This is a genomic window from Streptomyces sp. NPDC057002 (genome assembly GCF_042673825.1).
Lineage (GTDB): Bacteria > Actinomycetota > Actinomycetes > Streptomycetales > Streptomycetaceae > Streptomyces.
Map to the genome: position 1 here is coordinate 658,385 of NZ_JBHURZ010000003.1, position 17,341 is coordinate 675,725.

A 17,341-nucleotide genomic window follows, 5' to 3' on the forward strand; every position below is an offset into this window, starting at 1 on the left:
CGGTACGCCCTGCAACCGCACGCGCAATTGCGCCTGCCTGAACTGGCATATGACATCAGCCTCGTTCCGGGCATGACGAAGCCCCGGCGACATGGCCTACGACCAGCGGTCCACCGGGGCTTGCACAACCCACGCTACGACGCCCGTACTACCGCCAGAATCCCCCAAACGAGTGACCCCACTCCACGGCGCCTGCGCTGGCAGGCGACGCGACGAAAAAATCCCACGCCACCTGTGCCCGGACATGCGAGTGCCCCGCCTTGCGGTCACCTTGTGCGCCTTCTACGGCAGGCTCCTACGGCGGGGCACTCGTTCCTTCATCGGGACGGACAGTCACCGTAGCGCAATTGCACCTGCGTTCGCGCCAGTTGGACGCAGGCCGCCACCTGCGACCTTTGACATACCACCAGCGGTATGCCATACCTCTGTTGGTATGAGCGACGTACAGCAGCGCAACACCTCACCACCCCGCACGGTGCCGGCCACCTTCCAGCCCCTCACCGAACGAGACCTCGCCTACGCCATCGCCCAGGCCGTGGCCGACGCACGCAACGAACTCGGCTGGTCCCAACGCCAGCTCGGCGACGAGGCCGACATGAAGCAGCCTCACGTCTCCCGACTGGAGAGCGCCAGCAAACTCCCCCAGCTCAGCACGCTCCTGCGCATCGCCAACGCCATGGGCGTCAAACTCGTCGTGACTCTCGAAAAGGACGTCGAAAAACCGTGAAAGGCACCTTCTTCTACACCAGCAGCCGATTCCTGATGTGGCTCGCGTGCCGGGGGCTCTTCTTCGTCGCGCTCTTCATGCCCGCAGCAGTCGCGATGGGACAACTCAGCGACAAACACTGGGCGTTCGCCGTCGGCCAATGGACCCTCATGGTCCTCAGCACCATCCTGCTGATCTTCCACATGGGATCGCACGGGTACCACCCGACGTGCCAACGCCACGAAAGGACCGGCGAAGACCTCAAGAAGCGCCGCTACCGCCTGGTGCTCGCTTACGCACGGACCTGGCCCATCGCCATCGCCGGCGCCGCCGTCTTCCTCGTGGTGACACCGATCATCCGGCCCACCAAGGCCGACGTCCCGAACGACAGGATCGCCCCCCTCTACACCGCCATCATCACCGGCCTCCTGTGGATCGGTCTGAGCCTCCTGGCTGCCTACCTCTTCAGGGTCCGCAACCGCAGCCACCTCCCGACGCGCGAACCCTCCCCCCGCGCCCAGAGGCTCGCCGAGCACGTCCGGCGCTTCTGCCACCGCAGCCACTGGTTCGTCGTCGGCTCCATCCTCGGAGTCGTCGCCGCTGTCCTCTTCATCCCGGAGCAGGGGCCCTGGAGCAGCATCACCAGCGTCATGATGATCCTCGTCCTGGCGGCCTACGCCGCCGACGCCCGGCACAGTGAAAACCTGTGCGAGACATGCGTGACGGAGTTCCGAGTCGACGCCCCGGAATACGCGGCCTCGAAGTCCTGGGTCTTCACCGTCGACCACAAGGGCCGGCGCTTCTACTGGCTCGCCGCATTCGCTGCCATCACGGTGCAGTTCACTTTCGACAACACTCCGGCCGCCACGACGGCCACCCTCACCATCAACGCACTATTCATCGCCTCCGCCTTGGTCAACCGCTTCCACCGCACGTACCAGCCCTGGTGCCCCTACTGCCGTGGCGACGACGGCGGCCACGAGCACACCGAGGTCCCCGACCCCACCGGCGGCCACGGCAAGCCCGTCCCGGTGTGAAGGTGCCGGCGCGGCCGGCCATGACGAAGCCCTCCTGGAGCACACGGCCAGGAGGGCTTCGCTACGTCTCACGCAACCTCCGAGGGCGAGCGCCGGCACCCGCCAGGCGCTCGCGCGAGCGAAAAAATGCGTCCCGCAGCCGCAATCACGAGTCGGTAACGCTTCGTCAGGCGGTCGGCCGGGCATGAGCGGACCAGCCGGTGGTTCCCCTACCCCCGAGGGGGGCCGCCGGCCTGAGCTGGTGCACGCCGGAAACCGCTTCGCCGACCAACCCAGCGCGATTAGCCGCGCGTACCCGGCTCAGGAAACAGCCATTCGGATTTCAACTCGGCGTAACCGGGCTTGATGACGTCACTGATCATCGCGAGGCGTTCATCGAAAGGAATGAACGCTGATTTCATCGCATTGACGGAGAACCATTCGAGATCCCCAAGCGTGTAACCAAATGCCTCGACAAGATGCTCGAATTCACGGCTCATGCTCGTTCCGGACATCAAACGATTGTCCGTGTTGACCGTGGTCCTAAACCGCAGCCGGCGCAGCAGCCCGATCGGGTGCTCGGCGTACGAACTGGCAGCGCCCGTTTGGAGGTTGGAGGTCGGGCACATCTCCAGCGGAATGCGCTTGTCCCTCACATAGGCGGCGAGCCGGCCGAGGTGGACCGTGCCGTCGTCCTTGACCTCGATGTCGTCGATGATGCGCACGCCGTGACCGAGCCGGTCGGCACCGCACCACTGGAGCGCCTGCCAGATCGAGGGCAGCCCGAAAGCCTCGCCGGCGTGGATGGTGAAGTGGTTGTTCTCGCGCTTCAGGAATTCAAAGGCGTCGAGGTGCCGGGTGGGCGGGTGACCGGCCTCGGCGCCCGCGATGTCGAAGCCGACGACGCCGAGATCGCGGTAGCGGTTGGCGAGTTCGGCGATCTCCAGCGCGCGGGCCGCGTGCCGCATCGCGGTGAGCAGGGCGCCGACGCGGATGCGGTGGCCGCTCTCGCGTGCCCTCCGCTCGCCTTCCCGGAAGCCCTCGTCGACGGCCTCGACGACCTCTTCGAGGCTCAGGCCCTTCTCCAGGTGCTGCTCGGGCGCGTAGCGCACCTCGGCGTAGACGACGCCGTCGGCGGCGAGATCCTCGGCGCACTCGGCGGCCACGCGGATCAGCGCCTTGCGGGTCTGCATGACGGCGCAGGTGTGCGCGAAGGTCTCCAGGTAGCGCTCCAGCGAGCCGGAGTCGGCGGCCTCCCGGAACCAGACGCCGAGCTTGTCGGGGTCGGTCTCGGGCAGTCCCTCGTAGCCGGTCTCACGCGCCAGGTCGACGACCGTGGCCGGCCGGAGCCCGCCGTCGAGGTGGTCGTGGAGGAGCACCTTCGGGGCGCGGCGGATCTGTTCACTGGTCGGAAGGGTGGTGGTCTCGCTCGTCATTTCGGCACTCTAGCCCCTACGCGCGTAGAAGAGCAGGGGCGCGCAGTCGACCCCGTGCAGGTTGCGGGAACGAGGGCCCACAGAGAGCAGTGAGGGCCGTTGCGAGGCCCACGTGCTTGCGTACGGGGCCGACGCCTAATTCACCCCCGTCCAGCCTGCTAGCTCCTCGCGCGTGAAGCCCGTCGACTGGTCGCACGCTCCGGGATGGCCTTCGACGAGCAGACAGGTCTCGTCGACAACGAGCTGCGGGCACCCCTGCGCGACCCGCAGCTCCCGGTGGCCGGCGTCGTCCCACAGCAGCCACCAGTAGACGAGTGTTCCAGGCGCGACGTACTGCATCTGCGCGAGAGTCGCGTGCTGTGTACCGGGCGCGTGCCGGCCAAAGTCGCACTCGCGCGGTTCGGTGTCGACCAGGAAGTCCGCCCCGGGCAAAGCGCTCAGCTCACGCACCTCGTCGGCCCTCAGCGCCGCTTCTGCTGGGCAAGGCATGGGCATGGGGTCCTCCAGGTTGAGTGGTGTGCCGTCACCCCTCAGCCCTGGCAGGGACCCGAACCGGCAATAAATCATGGAATTGGCGATGTGACCTGCGCCACAAGTTGCATCGCCCCGCCGGCCGCTAGAGTCGGGAGCCCCGGAGCCCTCGGCCACTGCCGGCGGCACGGACACTGCCTCTGGAGGGAGGGCCGATATGCGTCTGAGCGCCCAGGCCCCCCGGTGTCCGGTTTGCCCGTTTAACGGTGGGGGGTCCCTTTTGCAGGGATTCGACCCCCGCGCGGCATTCGCGGCGCTTTGGGCGAGTTGGGGTGCTAGTCACGATTGTGAGTCATGCCCGGGTCTGCAACAAAGGCCCCACCTACCCTAAAAGCCTCACATGTCAGCCTATGCCCGGAGTTACTTGGCGTAATATCCCTTACGCCAAGTAATCATGGGCGCAGAGTGACCACCCATGCTCGTAGCGTGAGGTAACCGGAGCGCGTCATGTCGGTTTGCTCAGCGAATTTCAGCAAATGCCGACATGTAGTGCATGTAGTGCAGAGGTTCTGTTACCCCGCGTAAGCCTCAAAGCGTGAGGCACTGCCCTTATGAGGCACTTCGTCATATACGGTGCGGCCCTGGCATAGCTCATTTCTAGGGCATGGGGGAGTTACCACCTCAGAGCACTGCATGCCACGCGTAGGCCGCGAGAGCGCACAAGCAAGGCACAAGCTGCACAGCGGGGCAAGCGTGATCATCCTCTCTCTACTCACATAGGTAGGCAGAGACGGCAGATGCCCTAGAACCCCCGAATTTTCGCGCCCTGGCATTTTCTAGGGCGTGTCCGTCATGCCCTGGTATGTGGAGGCGAGGCGCTGAGCGCCCCTCTGACGCGCCGGACCCCGTGAGGGTACCGAGCGACCCGCGCGCCGAGACAGGCTCACACGCGCCCGCGTAGGCCCGTGGGGGTGGCAACTCCGGGGGTGCGCGCGCCCGTTGCTGGCACCGTGCGAGCACGTCACCGGGCACGTCCGGGCCCCGGGGAGCGTCGCCGGACGGACGGCCCCCGGCGGGGGGAACGGCCCCCAGGGAGGCACACAGGGGCGCGGTTACGTAGCGTCAAAGTTCCCCGATTTTCGGCGATTTTCGCCACGCTCCGTGATTTCGGCCGTCGTCGGGGCGCCCCGTCGGCCAATCTGACGCACTGTCAGCAAATTGACAAAAGCGCAGGTCAGAGGCCCTTTTTTAGCTTCCCGTGATAATCAAGAGCGCTTGTGAATTTTGCGCCTTGAATGCCCTAGCTCGCACCGGCATGCCATACCTAGTAAGGAACTAGTCGGCATGGTGTGCATTGTCAGGATTCTCTGGGGCAGAACGGACACCCCAAGCGTCTCAGTATTTGAGATTTCCCCCCAGTTTTCATGATTCTTTAGCCCTCGAATTCGCCTTTGACCTGCGTATATCACTCGCTGCGCTCAAACGATTACAGGAAAGGTGTTCACAGAGCCCTAGCGAACACCTAATGTCTTCCATGTCACCGCAACGGAGACGCCCCCCAAACCGGGGGGCGCGGCGGGGGCGAAGAAAGGGAGGTGAGAGGGGCGGGGGAAATTCCCCGCACGTGCCCTATGGCACCCGTGCGTTTAGCGGGTGTGACGCCGGTTCTAACCCGGTTCCTGGCACCCATGGCGTTATTTCCTCGCCATGCGTGACCGTGGCTAAATCCGCCCCTAGGGGCGTCATCTAAGCCTTTACGGTCTCGGTTGCCGATTTCCCGTCCCATCGTTTCGCCCCTGCGCACGCCAGTGCACACATTCCCCATGCGGGGGCGAATCCTCCGGACGGCCGTTTGGTCAGCTTTCTGTCAACGCTGTGAAGCGTGGGCATGGGGCCACCATTCGGTTAAGCCCTGGCAAGGGTTGGAAGTTGAGCGGCGATTTCCTGACACGAAAGGTAGTTGTGTAGGGACGTGAGTGTCTCACCGGTGATTTCACACGCGCGGTTTTCCGTGCCCTTGAACTTTCGAAGTCACGAGACATTTGCAACGGAATCTTGAGCCGTGCGCGGAAACGTGCAACGGCAGGGGGACCGGTAACACGGGACGACAGAACCGAACCGCTAGCGCGTGCGCTGGTAGGCGGCTGGTTACGGCAGAAATCGGCAGGGGACATAGCAAGGGTCCCCCCGGATGACGTCAATGCCCGTTGAACCATGCTGCGGAGACTCGCAGCGTGGGTGAATGGCGGCCTGAAAGGGCCAATAGTGCCGGACACCCCCCGAATTGAACCGCTACCGCGTAGACACCCCCCGTGGCGGGGGAGAGTGTCACACGTGCTCGGATTCCCTCCCCCAAATGATCGGCCGTGGATGCGGGGTCATGGGTGGATGCCTAGAGCGACACAAACCCAAAAAGGAAATGGGGCGCGCGAATATCAGCTCTGACGCTCGGAAATCTCGGGTGATCTGACTAGGCGCAAGACCTAGCGCGCGTACTGAACTGACAACGAACTGAACTCACACGAAAGGAGGGGACGTCATGAGCGGTAGCTTTTACGGAGCGGGAACGGTTTCTTTCGGTCCCCCCGCCCCCCGCACGGACGCTAAGCCGGACACGCGTAGCCACAAAGCCAAGACTCACCGGGTGGACTACCGGGGGAAGATCAATCTTCGTGGTGAGCGCACGGGCGCAAAGGTCAACGCACCGCACGCGCGCCACACGGGCAAGAACCTGCGTACGCCTAAGCGGCACATTGTTTCGGACGCTCCCAAGGAACTGGGGAACTCCCCTACCTACGCGCCCGGATCGTTCACCCGTGGCATGGGTCACGACGAAAACAGCGGATACGAATTCCTCGTACGCGTTGACGCCGATTCCCCCATCTACGACCGACGCGTTATCGCAGACATGCGCGCGGCCCGTGACTACGCGCTGAAAATGCAGCGCTCCGCTACGGGCATCGCACGCGACACGTACAGCAGCAAGGTTCGGGAACTCCGCCGGATCGTTCGCACCCTGGAAAAGGAGCACAAGGGATCATGAGCCGTTCCGCCACTCGCGCCCGTAAGCGCGCACGTACCGCCGCCACTCGCCGTAAGTCCCTGGAGTTTCTCGACCACATGCGCGGCGCCGAATTCTCCGCCACGGGCGCGCATTCGTCCCTCGGTCTGCTCGCTGCGGAGAATCTCGTCACGACGCGCGCCACGGTGAGCGCGGCCTACGGAGCCAAGCCGTGTCCGGCCGAACTCCCCCACACTCCGGCCCGTCGGGCCCCCAAGCCGTCCGACATGCCGCAGCGTTCCATCTGGCAGGCGGCGACGGGTGAGCCGACGCCCGCCCCGGTCCCGGACATCCCCGACGGAGCACGTCCGGCCACGGCGCCGACGCCGGTCAAGGTCGGTGACCTGCCTGAGCAGGCCAAGAACCTGGCCAAGATCGCCAAGGACAAGGGCCTGCTGTCGCGCGAGTGGCTGTCGCTCGGTGGCGTCGAGCGGGACGGCAAGACCGTGCACGTTTACGCGCGGCTGCACGGCAACTCGGTCCGCTACGCGGTGGAGAACTGATCCACCCACACCAGGGGCGCCATTCCGGGCGAGAAATCGTCACGGAGCGGCGCCCTTTTCCATGCCCAGAAAGGGGGCGATCAAATGCACACCGCTCTGAAGCGTGCCGGTCAGCGGCGTGTTGTGATTCGTGAGCACCGCAGCGACCTTGCCGGTCAAATGCTGCTCGCCAACGTAAACGTCAACCTGGCCGCAGTGCGTCAGTTGGCCTACACCGGGCTGCTCAAGCCGAAGGTATCGGCGGAGCTGCACGCGCAGACGGGCCGGGCACGCAGGAAGCTGCGCCTGGAAATCGAGGGCCGGAAGCTGGAGCGGATGCCGCTATGACGATCCGGCTTCAGATGTTCGATGAGCGCGAGACCTGGACCACCTACTACGGGCGGGTCTGGTCGAAGGACGAAAAGGCACGCGCCATTCACGACGCTCGGGGATTCTTCGGCGGACGCTCCGACTGGTTCCCCGGCGGCGTTCGGCTGATCGACGTGGCCGGACGCGTGCTGTGGTCGATCGGCGCTGCGCCGACGTTCCGGCTGGTGATCGAGGAGAACAGCAGCAGGCGCACGCTGTGGGGCCAGTGGGGGTTGTCCCGGTCCGAGGCAGAGCAGGGACGCACCGCAATTCCCGCATGTACGGCTCCCCGGTCCACATCGTGCCTGAGACCTACCCGCGCGAGTCGGCACCGGTCGAGCCGGTACGGCCCCTCACGTTTTCCGCGCCCGAGATTCAGCCGGCCGCCCCCCAGGCCGGCCGCCCCGTGGCGCCCGTGATCTTCCAGTTCGGAGAGGAATCCGCAGCATGACGTACAAGATCACCGACAAGTCCGGCCGCCCCCGCACCTTCCTGGAGCTGGGTACGGCGCTCGCCCTGGCGGTCGGCAGCATCCGGGCCACGGACGAGAACGGCCGCACGGTCGTGATCGACCCGGCCAAGATCGGCGGCGCGAAGTGATGCAGCAGATGACCGTGTTCACGGTCGAGGTCTACGACTGCTTCACCGCCGCGACGATCGGCTTCTACCCGATCACCACGGCCAGCGTCGAGGACGTGGACGGCCTGGCGACCGAGCTGCTGATCGCCATGGGCCACGGCCGGAACGCGGCCCTGGACTGGCGGCAGATCGCCGAGCACCCGTTCAACCCGGCTGTCCCGGACACGCCCGCGCTTCGGCTGGTGAGCAAGTCATGAGAACGATCCCCGTTCTGCACCAGGACCCGGGCGACGATCTGCCGATGATCCGCGCCAACTGGGTCATCTTCGCCACCGACTTCCCGCCCGGCACCGCACCGGAGAACGTGCCCGAGTGCACGAGCAGCGCGACGAAGCCGGTGTTCTTCAACCGGCAGGAAACCCCGGCCGCGACCATCCTGCGCCCGAACCTGCTGCACCCGGGATGGTGGCGCGGCGGCATGGGCGAAACGGCCTCGCCGGTACTCCCCGCAATCGTCAACAAGGAAGGAGTCAACGCAGCATGAGCGTAAGGCGAGTTGAGTTCGCGGCTGAGCACCGCGTCGCGGACCGGCATGACGATGCGGCCGGCCGAGAGATCAGTTCGGTCCAACGGGATCTCGAATACCTGGCCACGGAGTACGGGCACTCGGGCGAGCTGCTGGACAGCGCAATCCACATGATCCAGTGCGGCCTCGACCGGCTGCGGGCGCACGGCACCCTCCTGGCCAAGGCGGCGGAGCTGCGGGAGCAGCTCGCCATGATCGAGCGTCTGCCCGACGCGCTGGCCGGTGACCGGTGGGAGGGCGCGATCGAACGGGTCGAGGGGAAGCTGGCCCACCACCTGACCATCGTCCAGGAGACCGTGGACAGCGTGGTCGCGTAGATGGCTACCGGTCGGGCTCGGTGCATGGGAGGCACCGAGACCGGCCGTGGCTGTGCGCGAGTAGCGTGATCGGTCGTGCGGACGCTCGCCGCTCTGGCGAGGACGCACCAGCAATTTCGGGAGGTGATCAGTGAAGCTCGGGCAACCGATCGTGGTGCACATTGAGCGCGGCGACTGGTACGGCGTGTGGCACGGTGGCGAGTACATCAACCTGTACGCGGACCGGCAGAACGCTGACCTGGACGCCAACGGCGGAAACGCACAGAACTGCGTGCACTCGCTGAACACCACGGGCCTGGAGGTCGGCGACGACCCCGAGGCGTTCGTACGCGGTGAGGTGCAGGAGTGGGCCGACGAGTCCGGCGGCGACTACCGGAACGCAGGGTGGGGCGCATGAGCGGGGACTACGTCGACCCGTCGGCCCTGGTCGCGCCGATGGAAGTGCACGTGACAGTTCCCCGTGACCTGATTTTCAAGCTGCCACCCGGTGCCAACCACGTGGAAATCGGACGGCTGGAAAACGACCGGCGCATCTGGGACCAGTCGTTCAGTATCTACGACCCCGCGACCGGAAAGCGCGAGGAACTCGACTACGAAGGATTCAAGCGCCGGTGCGACGAGTGGCTCGTGGCCATGTACGTCGGCGACCGAATCCACGGAGTCGAGGCCCGGCACATTCAGGAACTCGCCGACTTGCACGGTGACAATGTCCTGTACATGAGCGATGGCGCCGTGCAGGAAGTCTTGGCCGCGAGCCGAGTCCAGTACGGCGTCATCATGACTTCCGACGAGCTGACGGATCGGCTCACCGATGCCGACTACGACGACGACGGATTGATCCGCATGGAGTCGGCGCAGCGGATCGCGGACGAACTGAACGGGAAGCGTCCGCAGTAACCCGGTACGACAACTGAACCATCGGGCTGAAAGGGAGCCCCGGCGCGCGTATGTGCCGGTCGGCTCCCTTTTTGCTGCCCATGCTGAATTAAAAGTCCGTCCATCGAATGGGGGAAGGAGAAAACAATGCAAGCACGGCGAGTGAAGGCGCTGCGGCGTCGGCAGGAAGCTGCGCGGACTCAGCAGCAACTGGCAGTGGCCAGGGGCTTCTTCGACACCTGCTGGGAAGTGCTGGGGGGCCTCCCCGCCTACTACGACTGCTACCTGACCTGCGACGAGGTTGAAGCACTGGCAGCCCTGGCACGGGCATTCGGCGCCCATGAGGAGGACGTCCAGGCGCTGATCAAGAACCACGGCGAGGACGACGAGCCCGGCGAGCGGCACCACGTCTGCACCTACCGGTGCGACGCGGACTGTGGACAGGAGGTCGCGGCGTGATCGACCGCAGCGACAAGACGCACACCATCGACGGGGTCGAGATCACGGCCGGACTCCGCGTCTTCAACTACTACGACTGGAAGTGGGGCGCGGTCGCCCCGGCGCAGTTCGAGCGCAAAGGGCCCATCGACCCCGGCGGTGAGCACTTCAACGGCTGGTACGAGGTCCAGCACGACGACGGCTCCACCGCCCTGCTCGACGGCCACCGCATGTCGACGGTCCACCCCAAGGGTGAGGCCGACCCGCGCGCTACCACGGAATCCGGCAAGGGGGAGTAAATGAAGGTCGACCTCACGCAGCGACTTGACTGCGGGCACACCCCGGCAGAGCTGGCCCACATCGGGGAACTTCCCGTCTACACCGACCACGAGTCGGGGGAGAGCTGCTGCCGGACTTGCAGCGACGACCGGCACTACAACCGGGTGCGCAGGCAGTACGCGGAGATCGAAGCGCGAGGCACGGCCGAGGGCTGGACGTACGAGTACTTCGACGACATCGCCAAGGCGTACTACGACCACAACCTGCACGGGAAGCTGGTAGTCCGGGCCTACTGGCGCCGTCAGGACATGCCCACACGCGGCATCATCCAGCCCGCGCACATGTACAACTTCGCGTTCAAGCGGCTGAAGCGAGTCGTCACGAATTCCCCGGTGACCGGGTACGCCCTCCTGTTCCAGGACGGCGAGCGTGACGCGCTCTGCTACGACAAGATCTGCGTCATCACCCGTGAGCCGGCCGGTATCGACAGGTAGGCCGGCGGGGCTGCTGTGGTTCTTCATGCTCCAGCGCTACGTGCCCCCGGCCGATGGCCAACCGGCTGCATGGGTCGATACCGCCGACCGGTACGTAGAACTCAAGCCGCGTCGAGACGGCAAGGAATCCGATCCGGTCGCCGAATACTGCGTGCGCCATATCAAAGCGCGCATGCGTAATGGTGAGCCCAGATATCGAGTGATGGTTCGTGAGTATCTGGGCGCCGTATTCCGTGAGGCATTCGTGGTGCACAGCGACGGCACCCGCACATCAATCAGCTTCTGAGCTAACGGCAGTCCAGGACGCAGCAGAAACGCTGCGTCCCGGGCTGTCGACTGTCAGCAGCTATCAGGGAGGAATAGTGGAACAGCAGCGAATGGACCTGGAAATCGGCGACCGCATTTTCGTGACCCTGCCGTGGTCCGAGGTGTGCGCGCACATGCAGGTCGCCGACAGGGTCATGGAGGTCGAGGTCCGCGAGCGCGGCGCCCAGCTTCTCAAGGACGGCGAGCCGTACTCCTTCCCCATCACGTGGGGTGAGGCCGGTATCTACACCGACTCGGACACGGGCAAGCCCTACACCTACAACGCCGAGAAGGTGTCGGCCTGATGGCAACAATCGCGGATTACCGGGACGCATTCGACCCGGGGAACGTATTCACCATTCCGCGCATGTTCCTGACCACGAACCACCGCCCGGAATGCCCGACCCCTGGCGCCGACGACTGCGAGTGCGAGTGGGAGTCGATGGAACCGACGGTCGTGATCTCTGCCCAGGTCGGCGGAGGTGGTGAACCGGGCGAGGCGTACACGGGCTGGTGGTTCTACGAGCTGTGTGTGGACGGCGAAGTGGTCGAGGCGAACAACGACTACTCGTGCGGCTCGCCGCGTACGGCACAGCAGGTCGCGGCGGAGATCGTCGGTCACCTGGTCGCGCGGGTCGAGGACGATTCGCTTTCCGACTGGCCGGAGGCGGCCCTGGAATTCGGCAAGAAGAACGCGGACCGGCTCACGCTGTGGGCCATCGGAATCGAAGAGGGGGACAACGAATGACCGGTGGAATTGTCGGCTACAGCTACCAGGCCGAGAATCTGTGTCCGTCCTGCACGGTCAAGGCGATGCGTGCGAACGGCATCACCGTGCAGCGAGGCAAGGCGCACGAGGACGCGATCCGCAAGGCGGCCGAGAAGATCGGCGTCGACTTCGACGACGAGCACTCCTACGACTCCGGCAGCTTCCCCAAGCCGGTCACGGACCAGCAGTGCGAGACCGAGCTGACCGAGGTTCCGGACGGTGAGCCCGGCGTACGGCATGCCATCTCGGACGAGCGATGCACCGGTTGTGGCATGTGGCTGAAGCTCGGGGAGAAGTCGCCGACCGAGGCCGGACTGACCCGGTGGGTCTGTGGTGAGTACGAGTTGCCGAAGGACCTGGCCCGGGACGTCGCCGGGCAGTTGCGCGAGTGGGGGCTGTCGCACAAGGAGTTCATCGACGAGGACAACGTCCGCCAGGCCGCCGCGATGTTCCCGCACGACTACGCCACCGTCCACCTCTCCGGTCAGCCGGGCCTCGGACTCATGCCGACGCCCGAGTACGACGGTGACCCGTGCTTCTACTGCTGCCAGCCGTGGGAGAAGCACGTGTTCGTGTGCGTGATCTGCGGAGCCGATGTGCCGGCCGACATCAAGCACTCGCATCCGGTCCAGGTCAAGGGACAGATCAAGTTCCGGGAGGCCCGGACCACCGCATGAGAACCGGCCCGGTCGACGAGCAGCGAAAGCCGTCCTCCCCTATGCGGCATTCGGCGGGTTCAATTCCCGCGCCGGGCACAAATGTAAGTCGCTGAAGGGAAAAGGCATGGCTGAAATTTCGATGGCTGATCTGGCGCAGGCAGCGGCCGATCTGGTGGTGTCTCGCCTCGACGAGAAATACGACCTGGTCTACATCGACCGTGGTGATCGGCTGTCCGACCAGCAGGTCCAGAAACTGTTCGCCGGTGAGGAGGAAGTGCTGGACTCCGAATGGGAGTCGGAGAACAAATGGCACGGTGAGAACGCCGTCCTGGACAACCTGCTGGACAAAGACGCCCGCGATTGGTTGGCCGAACACGACGTGCTGGCCCAGGTGCGCGAAGCGATCGGAGAACGCGACCAGTCCGACCCCCTCGGTGACCTGATGCGCGAGACCGGCCCGATGCTGTTCCGCTACCGGCTCGACGCCGAGGCTGGGGCGGACCCGTGGCGGTACTCCGACCAGCAGACCGAGGACGCAGCACGAACTCTCGGGGCGGCGGCCGGCCTCGACTTCGACGACAACTGCGAGGCACTGCGGGAGCTGGTCGCACACGCCAGCTACGGCGGCGACCTGCACATTCTGTGGCAGGGCGAGATCAAGCCGTCGTACGAGGTCATGTGCCAGGTGCGCTTCAGCGATCCGGCACCCGAAATCTCGGTGCAGTGGACCGACCCGGAGCTGCTCGTACTCGACCAGATCAACGGCTCCGGTCACACGGTGCGGGTGCGCGGCACCGTGCGCCTGCCCTTCGACCCGGACCGCCTCACCGTCGACATCGCCCGAAGTCGGCGCGGCATCTCCTGGACGGACGTAGTCGGCGGCGGATACCGGCCCGAGGGCGACGCGCCGGAATTCACCAAGCCGGACGCGAAATAGCGTCGGGCACTTCGGAATTCAATTTTAGGAAGCAGGGAGGGAAACGGTGGCTGGAATCACGCGCGAAATGCGCGAGCAGGCCCGGGAAGAGCTGGGCTGGGAGAAGCGTGACCCGGAGCGGTACGACGTCGACGGGATCATTCGGGACGCCTGGATCAACGGCAACGGGTCCGAGGAGACGTGGAAGGCGGCCGTCGAGAAGCACTACAAGCGCTTCATGGTCGGCGACTGGGTCCGCGTCACGGTGCAGACCGAGGACGGATTCACCGAGCACCACTACGGCCCGATCGAGAACTTCCGCAAGGCCAACGGGAACCACTACCGGCGCAACGTCACCAACCCGCACTCGGCTTTCCTGCACCCGGAGCACACCCGCAGCCACGTCGTGCCTCTGGCCGAACTGGTCGAAGAGATCAACGACTTCGAGATCGTCACCGAGTGGTCCCAGGTCCACAAGGGCGGACCCCAGCACAACTACGGGGTCTACCACTGCATCGGCATGCACGGGCCCTACCCGCCGCCCGCCACGGTGATGGTGATCCACAAGGCATCCGGCCGGAAGAAGCGGTTCTGCGACAACTGCAACACGCCCCAGCAGCGGACCGGGCTCGCGGATGAAGCGCTGTTCTACCAGCGCAACCTGAAGAGCACGATTCTGGCGCTGCGCGCGGACCCGACGCTGATCACCGGGCCGGGCGCTGATCCCCGGGAGGTCTGGGAGAAGGCGCCCGCCGACGAGGCCCGGGACTTCGCCGACACCTTCCCCTGGCTCGTGCCCGCCCCGGCCGCCGAGCTGTACCAGCAGTGGAAGGAGGAGCAGTCGCGTGCGTGCGCCGCTGCGTAAGAAGTGCTCGACGGGCGGGTGTGACGCCCTGGCGACCCATGTTCTGGAGTACAACGACGAGACCGCGATTGCGGACAACGTGCGCCGGGTGCACGACCCGGTGTGCGAGGAGTGCGGCAACAGCTACATGCGCACGAACGCGGTCAGGCGTCTGCGCCCGTACCTCGCCAGGAACGGGGCCGCGCTGTCAGTGGTGGAGCCTAGGATCAGGGTCCGGGTTCAGTTCGACGACGAGCCCGACGCGTACCCGAGGGACAGTGACTGGTGGGATGACAAGGACGCAGCAGAAATGCGCGCGGGTCGCCTCCAGGTGTACGTCATCGACATCATCGACGCGGCCGGCGAGGTCATCACGGAGTGCCCGAACCGGCTGGCCGGCCCCGGGCACGAGGGTGTTTACCAGCGGCCGGCCGAGATCCGCGAGGAGTGGCTGGCGTACTACGCGGCCGACCACTGGACGCCGTATTTCGGCATCGATCCCGGTGACCTGGTCCATTTCGACGGAGGAATCTGGTCGGTGAGCAACTACGACCAGGTCGACCAGGAATACGGCTCCATAGGCGCCAATACGGGCTTCATCATCTGCCAATCCACCACCGATCCGTCCCGCCGCCTCCTGGTGTGGGTCGAGCATCTGAAGAGAGTCAGGGAGATCACCGCATGACGAAGTACGAGCTGGTCGACGTGGCCCGCCGTGAGGCCGAGGCGAACGAGTACTTCAACACCCAGACGCAGAAGTTCGAGGTCGTCCGCCAGTACGGCTCCTACCGCGTCCAGGAGACGTTCCTGACCCCGGACGGAGACGTTCTCCTCCTGGGCTACGACCAGAACGCGGCCGAGCGCTACGTGATCGGCTACCACGGGCGCAGCCTGGGCGAATACTTCGACGACGGCCAGAAGGCCCGCGCCTGGTACGCCCGGCAGATCGCCGAGTCATTCAAGCTGACGGTCGGCCCGCCGGACTCGCTGATCATCCGCGACGGCGACCGGCTCCTCACTGTCGGCGATGTCCAGTCGCTTCGGGAGCTGGCGCTGTCGGTCAAGCAGGACCCCGAGAACCTGGCGGATGAGACCGCCGAGGAGCTGTGGGAGACGTTCAGGTCGCTGGAGTCCCGGCTGAAGGATCTGGGCTTCAAGAAGTACCGCCGAGACGTGCAGCCGCAGGGCTCCGCCGCCATCTGACATACTGGCCCGTTTCTCTCAGACACCCATCGCGGATCAGTGCCCAGGAGGCCCGCAATGCAAAACCGCGTCAAAACCCCCGGCGGCCTCGCCACCGGTTCCGGCCCGAACTACGTCAGCTCGGGCGCGATGGTGACGTGCTCCGGCTCGCTCTGCGACAGCGAACCGACCCACGTCATGGACCACACGACCTTCGAAGGCAAGACCATGCGCATGGGCGCGCACTGCGCCCCGTGCCTGGAGAAGCAGATCCGGCCGGCCGCCGAGGTCGACGCGGCGAACGAACGCGACATACGGCTCGGGCGTACCGGCGGCATGAACGGCCTGCCCGACACGAGCTGGCACATGCGGGAGTTCACGCCGGAGGAGGCCGCAGAAATCGAGCGGATCAAGGCCGGTGAACTGGTAGAGACGTACCTGTCCCCCGGCGTATTCGAGTGGCAGCCGCCCACCGTCAACAAGGAGAGCAACGCATGAGCAACGTCCAGACGATCGACGAGCGCGTGGTCGAGGACGGCATCCACATGATCGTCCAGAACATCGGGCGGCTGCGGGCCGAGGACGGGAAGTACTCCGACCTGTGGTCGTGCACGCTGGGCTTCCCCGACGACGACTCGGACCAGTTCTGGATCAACACCGGCCAGACCGTGCGCACCATGTCCGGTGTGATCTTCGGTGGCTCGGTCGCCGACCAGGGGAGCGAGAAGCACCCGGACATCGAGGACGTCGTCCAGATGCTCTGCAAGGACGCGGTGAACGTCGAGAACTCCGACGGCCGGTTCGACGAGTGGATGGCCGACTACCTGGAGGCTGGCATGACCCTCGGGCGGGAGGAGCTGGAGGCGCGCTCCCGTCAGTGGCGGGTCATGCAGGCGAACACCGAGCAGCTCCGCGACTTCCTCGGCGGGAAGTTCTACGCCTACCTGCATGAGACGGAGTGGACGCGTTGATCAAGGGGTCAAGCTCCATGAATCCTGACCTGATCCCCGTGCCTGGCGTGCTGGTCTCGCTCCAGCCGCTGAAGGACGAGGGCTACCTGGTCGACCTGAACACGCGCGGTGCCGGTACCGGCATCGGCTACCTCGCCAACCGCGACGACGGCCGGGTGGACGTCCGCCTCGGCACCATGTCAATCGGCATCGCCGACAAGCCGGAGACCGGCATGTGGGCGGTGCTGAAGGCGTACACCGGCGACAAGTTCTACGACAAGCTCGTGGCCGGGTTCGAGCCGCACGAGGACGCAGCCGCAACGCCGCCGCTCAACGAGGTGGTGGAGTTCCACGGGATCAAGTGGCGCTTCACCTCGGTCGAGCCGAACAACGACGGCCGCTACGGATTCGAGGTCCGTCACTTCCTGCGGGATGAGCGCTACGGCTACGTCACGCAGGAGGAGGACGGCACCTTCGGCGCGATGGGCCTGCGTGAGGAGGACGGCTTCGTGGGCGGGTTCGCGAGCTGGCAGTGGGCCGGCCGTTTCCTGATCACTCACCGCCGGCCGCAGAAGATCGACGTCGAGCTGTAGGGCTCGGTGCCC

At 65.5% G+C, this 17,341-nt stretch carries 27 protein-coding genes; 25 read left to right on the forward strand and 2 right to left on the reverse strand.

Annotated elements, in window-relative coordinates; genetic code table 11:
• Positions 1–433: 433 nt before the first annotated feature.
• Positions 434–727 carry a multiprotein-bridging factor 1 family protein gene (locus ACFT32_RS17710; protein WP_382489914.1) on the forward strand — a complete coding sequence of 98 codons (294 nt, stop codon included), beginning with the start codon at positions 434–436 and terminating at the stop codon, positions 725–727.
• The gene (locus ACFT32_RS17715) at positions 724–1,743 is read left to right on the forward strand and encodes a hypothetical protein (RefSeq protein ID WP_382489916.1); all 1,020 of its coding nucleotides are present in this window, start codon (positions 724–726) and stop codon (positions 1,741–1,743) included. Before ACFT32_RS17710 ends, ACFT32_RS17715 begins: the two co-directional genes overlap by 4 nt.
• 281 nt (positions 1,744–2,024) lie before the next feature.
• Here ACFT32_RS17715 and ACFT32_RS17720 read toward each other — a convergent pair whose 3' ends face one another.
• On the reverse strand, positions 2,025–3,158 hold the full coding sequence (locus ACFT32_RS17720) for an adenosine deaminase (protein ID WP_382489917.1): 1,134 nt from the start codon (positions 3,156–3,158) through the stop codon (positions 2,025–2,027).
• 135 nt (positions 3,159–3,293) lie between these two features.
• Positions 3,294–3,647: a hypothetical protein gene (locus tag ACFT32_RS17725; protein WP_382489919.1), complete on the reverse strand. Its 354-nt coding sequence runs from the start codon at positions 3,645–3,647 to the stop codon at positions 3,294–3,296.
• Positions 3,648–6,168: 2,521 nt separating this feature from the next.
• On the opposite strand from ACFT32_RS17725, the gene ACFT32_RS17730 reads away from it, so the two are divergent.
• The 23 genes from ACFT32_RS17730 to ACFT32_RS17840 all read left to right on the forward strand — a co-directional run bounded on the left by ACFT32_RS17730 (position 6,169) and on the right by ACFT32_RS17840 (position 17,329).
• On the forward strand, positions 6,169–6,672 hold the full coding sequence (locus tag ACFT32_RS17730; RefSeq protein WP_382489921.1) for a hypothetical protein: 504 nt from the start codon (positions 6,169–6,171) through the stop codon (positions 6,670–6,672).
• The gene (locus ACFT32_RS17735) at positions 6,669–7,193 is read left to right on the forward strand and encodes a hypothetical protein (protein ID WP_382489923.1); all 525 of its coding nucleotides are present in this window, start codon (positions 6,669–6,671) and stop codon (positions 7,191–7,193) included. Before ACFT32_RS17730 ends, ACFT32_RS17735 begins: the two co-directional genes overlap by 4 nt.
• Before the next feature lie 84 nt (positions 7,194–7,277).
• The gene (locus ACFT32_RS17740) at positions 7,278–7,520 is read left to right on the forward strand and encodes a hypothetical protein (RefSeq protein WP_382489925.1); all 243 of its coding nucleotides are present in this window, start codon (positions 7,278–7,280) and stop codon (positions 7,518–7,520) included.
• Positions 7,521–7,988: 468 nt separating this feature from the next.
• Positions 7,989–8,141, forward strand: coding sequence for a hypothetical protein (locus tag ACFT32_RS17745; RefSeq protein ID WP_382489926.1), 153 nt, complete (start codon positions 7,989–7,991; stop codon positions 8,139–8,141).
• A complete protein-coding gene (locus ACFT32_RS17750) occupies positions 8,141–8,377 on the forward strand; it encodes a hypothetical protein (RefSeq protein WP_382489928.1) in 237 nt (78 codons plus the stop codon). The genes ACFT32_RS17745 and ACFT32_RS17750 overlap by 1 nt, the downstream gene beginning before the upstream one ends.
• Positions 8,374–8,664 carry a hypothetical protein gene (locus ACFT32_RS17755; protein ID WP_382489930.1) on the forward strand — a complete coding sequence of 97 codons (291 nt, stop codon included), beginning with the start codon at positions 8,374–8,376 and terminating at the stop codon, positions 8,662–8,664. The genes ACFT32_RS17750 and ACFT32_RS17755 overlap by 4 nt, the downstream gene beginning before the upstream one ends.
• Positions 8,661–9,023 carry a hypothetical protein gene (locus ACFT32_RS17760; RefSeq protein WP_382489932.1) on the forward strand — a complete coding sequence of 121 codons (363 nt, stop codon included), beginning with the start codon at positions 8,661–8,663 and terminating at the stop codon, positions 9,021–9,023. Before ACFT32_RS17755 ends, ACFT32_RS17760 begins: the two co-directional genes overlap by 4 nt.
• Before the next feature lie 130 nt (positions 9,024–9,153).
• A complete protein-coding gene (locus ACFT32_RS17765) occupies positions 9,154–9,420 on the forward strand; it encodes a hypothetical protein (protein ID WP_382489934.1) in 267 nt (88 codons plus the stop codon).
• Positions 9,417–9,920, forward strand: a complete 504-nt coding sequence (locus tag ACFT32_RS17770) for a hypothetical protein (RefSeq protein ID WP_382489936.1) — start codon at positions 9,417–9,419, stop codon at positions 9,918–9,920. The genes ACFT32_RS17765 and ACFT32_RS17770 overlap by 4 nt, the downstream gene beginning before the upstream one ends.
• 126 nt (positions 9,921–10,046) lie before the next feature.
• Positions 10,047–10,358 (forward strand): hypothetical protein, encoded by a 312-nt coding sequence (locus tag ACFT32_RS17775; protein WP_382489938.1) that lies wholly within the window; start codon positions 10,047–10,049, stop codon positions 10,356–10,358.
• Complete coding sequence (locus tag ACFT32_RS17780; protein WP_382489940.1) at positions 10,355–10,636, forward strand: hypothetical protein; 282 nt, start codon at positions 10,355–10,357, stop codon at positions 10,634–10,636. The genes ACFT32_RS17775 and ACFT32_RS17780 overlap by 4 nt, the downstream gene beginning before the upstream one ends.
• Positions 10,637–11,110: a hypothetical protein gene (locus ACFT32_RS17785; RefSeq protein WP_382489942.1), complete on the forward strand. Its 474-nt coding sequence runs from the start codon at positions 10,637–10,639 to the stop codon at positions 11,108–11,110.
• A 25-nt stretch (positions 11,111–11,135) separates the two neighbouring features.
• The gene (locus tag ACFT32_RS17790; RefSeq protein WP_382489944.1) at positions 11,136–11,396 is read left to right on the forward strand and encodes a hypothetical protein; all 261 of its coding nucleotides are present in this window, start codon (positions 11,136–11,138) and stop codon (positions 11,394–11,396) included.
• 76 nt (positions 11,397–11,472) lie between these two features.
• On the forward strand, positions 11,473–11,721 hold the full coding sequence (locus ACFT32_RS17795; RefSeq protein ID WP_382489946.1) for a hypothetical protein: 249 nt from the start codon (positions 11,473–11,475) through the stop codon (positions 11,719–11,721).
• A gap of 62 nt (positions 11,722–11,783) precedes the next feature.
• Positions 11,784–12,164, forward strand: coding sequence for a hypothetical protein (locus ACFT32_RS17800; RefSeq protein ID WP_382489947.1), 381 nt, complete (start codon positions 11,784–11,786; stop codon positions 12,162–12,164).
• Positions 12,161–12,862: a hypothetical protein gene (locus ACFT32_RS17805; protein WP_382489949.1), complete on the forward strand. Its 702-nt coding sequence runs from the start codon at positions 12,161–12,163 to the stop codon at positions 12,860–12,862. The genes ACFT32_RS17800 and ACFT32_RS17805 overlap by 4 nt, the downstream gene beginning before the upstream one ends.
• A gap of 106 nt (positions 12,863–12,968) precedes the next feature.
• Positions 12,969–13,781 (forward strand): hypothetical protein, encoded by an 813-nt coding sequence (locus ACFT32_RS17810; RefSeq protein WP_382489951.1) that lies wholly within the window; start codon positions 12,969–12,971, stop codon positions 13,779–13,781.
• A 46-nt stretch (positions 13,782–13,827) separates the two neighbouring features.
• Complete coding sequence (locus tag ACFT32_RS17815; RefSeq protein ID WP_382489953.1) at positions 13,828–14,625, forward strand: hypothetical protein; 798 nt, start codon at positions 13,828–13,830, stop codon at positions 14,623–14,625.
• The gene (locus ACFT32_RS17820; protein ID WP_382489955.1) at positions 14,606–15,289 is read left to right on the forward strand and encodes a hypothetical protein; all 684 of its coding nucleotides are present in this window, start codon (positions 14,606–14,608) and stop codon (positions 15,287–15,289) included. Before ACFT32_RS17815 ends, ACFT32_RS17820 begins: the two co-directional genes overlap by 20 nt.
• On the forward strand, positions 15,286–15,807 hold the full coding sequence (locus tag ACFT32_RS17825; RefSeq protein ID WP_382489957.1) for a hypothetical protein: 522 nt from the start codon (positions 15,286–15,288) through the stop codon (positions 15,805–15,807). Before ACFT32_RS17820 ends, ACFT32_RS17825 begins: the two co-directional genes overlap by 4 nt.
• A gap of 57 nt (positions 15,808–15,864) precedes the next feature.
• Positions 15,865–16,284 (forward strand): hypothetical protein, encoded by a 420-nt coding sequence (locus ACFT32_RS17830; RefSeq protein ID WP_382489958.1) that lies wholly within the window; start codon positions 15,865–15,867, stop codon positions 16,282–16,284.
• Complete coding sequence (locus ACFT32_RS17835) at positions 16,281–16,757, forward strand: hypothetical protein (protein ID WP_382489960.1); 477 nt, start codon at positions 16,281–16,283, stop codon at positions 16,755–16,757. Before ACFT32_RS17830 ends, ACFT32_RS17835 begins: the two co-directional genes overlap by 4 nt.
• A 17-nt stretch (positions 16,758–16,774) precedes the next feature.
• Positions 16,775–17,329: a hypothetical protein gene (locus ACFT32_RS17840; protein WP_382489962.1), complete on the forward strand. Its 555-nt coding sequence runs from the start codon at positions 16,775–16,777 to the stop codon at positions 17,327–17,329.
• The last annotated feature ends 12 nt before the right edge of the window (positions 17,330–17,341 follow it).

Excerpts from the sequence above, each read along its gene's own strand:
- ACFT32_RS17710 (WP_382489914.1), top strand. The coding sequence starts at position 434 with ATGAGCGACGTACAGCAGCGCAACACCTCACCACCCCGCACGGTGCCG.
- ACFT32_RS17720 (WP_382489917.1), bottom strand. The coding sequence starts at position 3,158 with ATGACGAGCGAGACCACCACCCTTCCGACCAGTGAACAGATCCGCCGC.
- ACFT32_RS17725 (WP_382489919.1), bottom strand. The coding sequence starts at position 3,647 with ATGCCTTGCCCAGCAGAAGCGGCGCTGAGGGCCGACGAGGTGCGTGAG.
- ACFT32_RS17730 (WP_382489921.1), top strand. The coding sequence starts at position 6,169 with ATGAGCGGTAGCTTTTACGGAGCGGGAACGGTTTCTTTCGGTCCCCCC.
- ACFT32_RS17735 (WP_382489923.1), top strand. The coding sequence starts at position 6,669 with ATGAGCCGTTCCGCCACTCGCGCCCGTAAGCGCGCACGTACCGCCGCC.
- ACFT32_RS17740 (WP_382489925.1), top strand. The coding sequence starts at position 7,278 with ATGCACACCGCTCTGAAGCGTGCCGGTCAGCGGCGTGTTGTGATTCGT.
- ACFT32_RS17745 (WP_382489926.1), top strand. The coding sequence starts at position 7,989 with ATGACGTACAAGATCACCGACAAGTCCGGCCGCCCCCGCACCTTCCTG.
- ACFT32_RS17750 (WP_382489928.1), top strand. The coding sequence starts at position 8,141 with ATGCAGCAGATGACCGTGTTCACGGTCGAGGTCTACGACTGCTTCACC.
- ACFT32_RS17755 (WP_382489930.1), top strand. The coding sequence starts at position 8,374 with ATGAGAACGATCCCCGTTCTGCACCAGGACCCGGGCGACGATCTGCCG.
- ACFT32_RS17760 (WP_382489932.1), top strand. The coding sequence starts at position 8,661 with ATGAGCGTAAGGCGAGTTGAGTTCGCGGCTGAGCACCGCGTCGCGGAC.
- ACFT32_RS17770 (WP_382489936.1), top strand. The coding sequence starts at position 9,417 with ATGAGCGGGGACTACGTCGACCCGTCGGCCCTGGTCGCGCCGATGGAA.
- ACFT32_RS17775 (WP_382489938.1), top strand. The coding sequence starts at position 10,047 with ATGCAAGCACGGCGAGTGAAGGCGCTGCGGCGTCGGCAGGAAGCTGCG.
- ACFT32_RS17785 (WP_382489942.1), top strand. The coding sequence starts at position 10,637 with ATGAAGGTCGACCTCACGCAGCGACTTGACTGCGGGCACACCCCGGCA.
- ACFT32_RS17790 (WP_382489944.1), top strand. The coding sequence starts at position 11,136 with ATGCTCCAGCGCTACGTGCCCCCGGCCGATGGCCAACCGGCTGCATGG.
- ACFT32_RS17800 (WP_382489947.1), top strand. The coding sequence starts at position 11,784 with ATGTTCCTGACCACGAACCACCGCCCGGAATGCCCGACCCCTGGCGCC.
- ACFT32_RS17805 (WP_382489949.1), top strand. The coding sequence starts at position 12,161 with ATGACCGGTGGAATTGTCGGCTACAGCTACCAGGCCGAGAATCTGTGT.
- ACFT32_RS17810 (WP_382489951.1), top strand. The coding sequence starts at position 12,969 with ATGGCTGAAATTTCGATGGCTGATCTGGCGCAGGCAGCGGCCGATCTG.
- ACFT32_RS17825 (WP_382489957.1), top strand. The coding sequence starts at position 15,286 with ATGACGAAGTACGAGCTGGTCGACGTGGCCCGCCGTGAGGCCGAGGCG.
- ACFT32_RS17830 (WP_382489958.1), top strand. The coding sequence starts at position 15,865 with ATGCAAAACCGCGTCAAAACCCCCGGCGGCCTCGCCACCGGTTCCGGC.
- ACFT32_RS17835 (WP_382489960.1), top strand. The coding sequence starts at position 16,281 with ATGAGCAACGTCCAGACGATCGACGAGCGCGTGGTCGAGGACGGCATC.
- ACFT32_RS17840 (WP_382489962.1), top strand. The coding sequence starts at position 16,775 with ATGAATCCTGACCTGATCCCCGTGCCTGGCGTGCTGGTCTCGCTCCAG.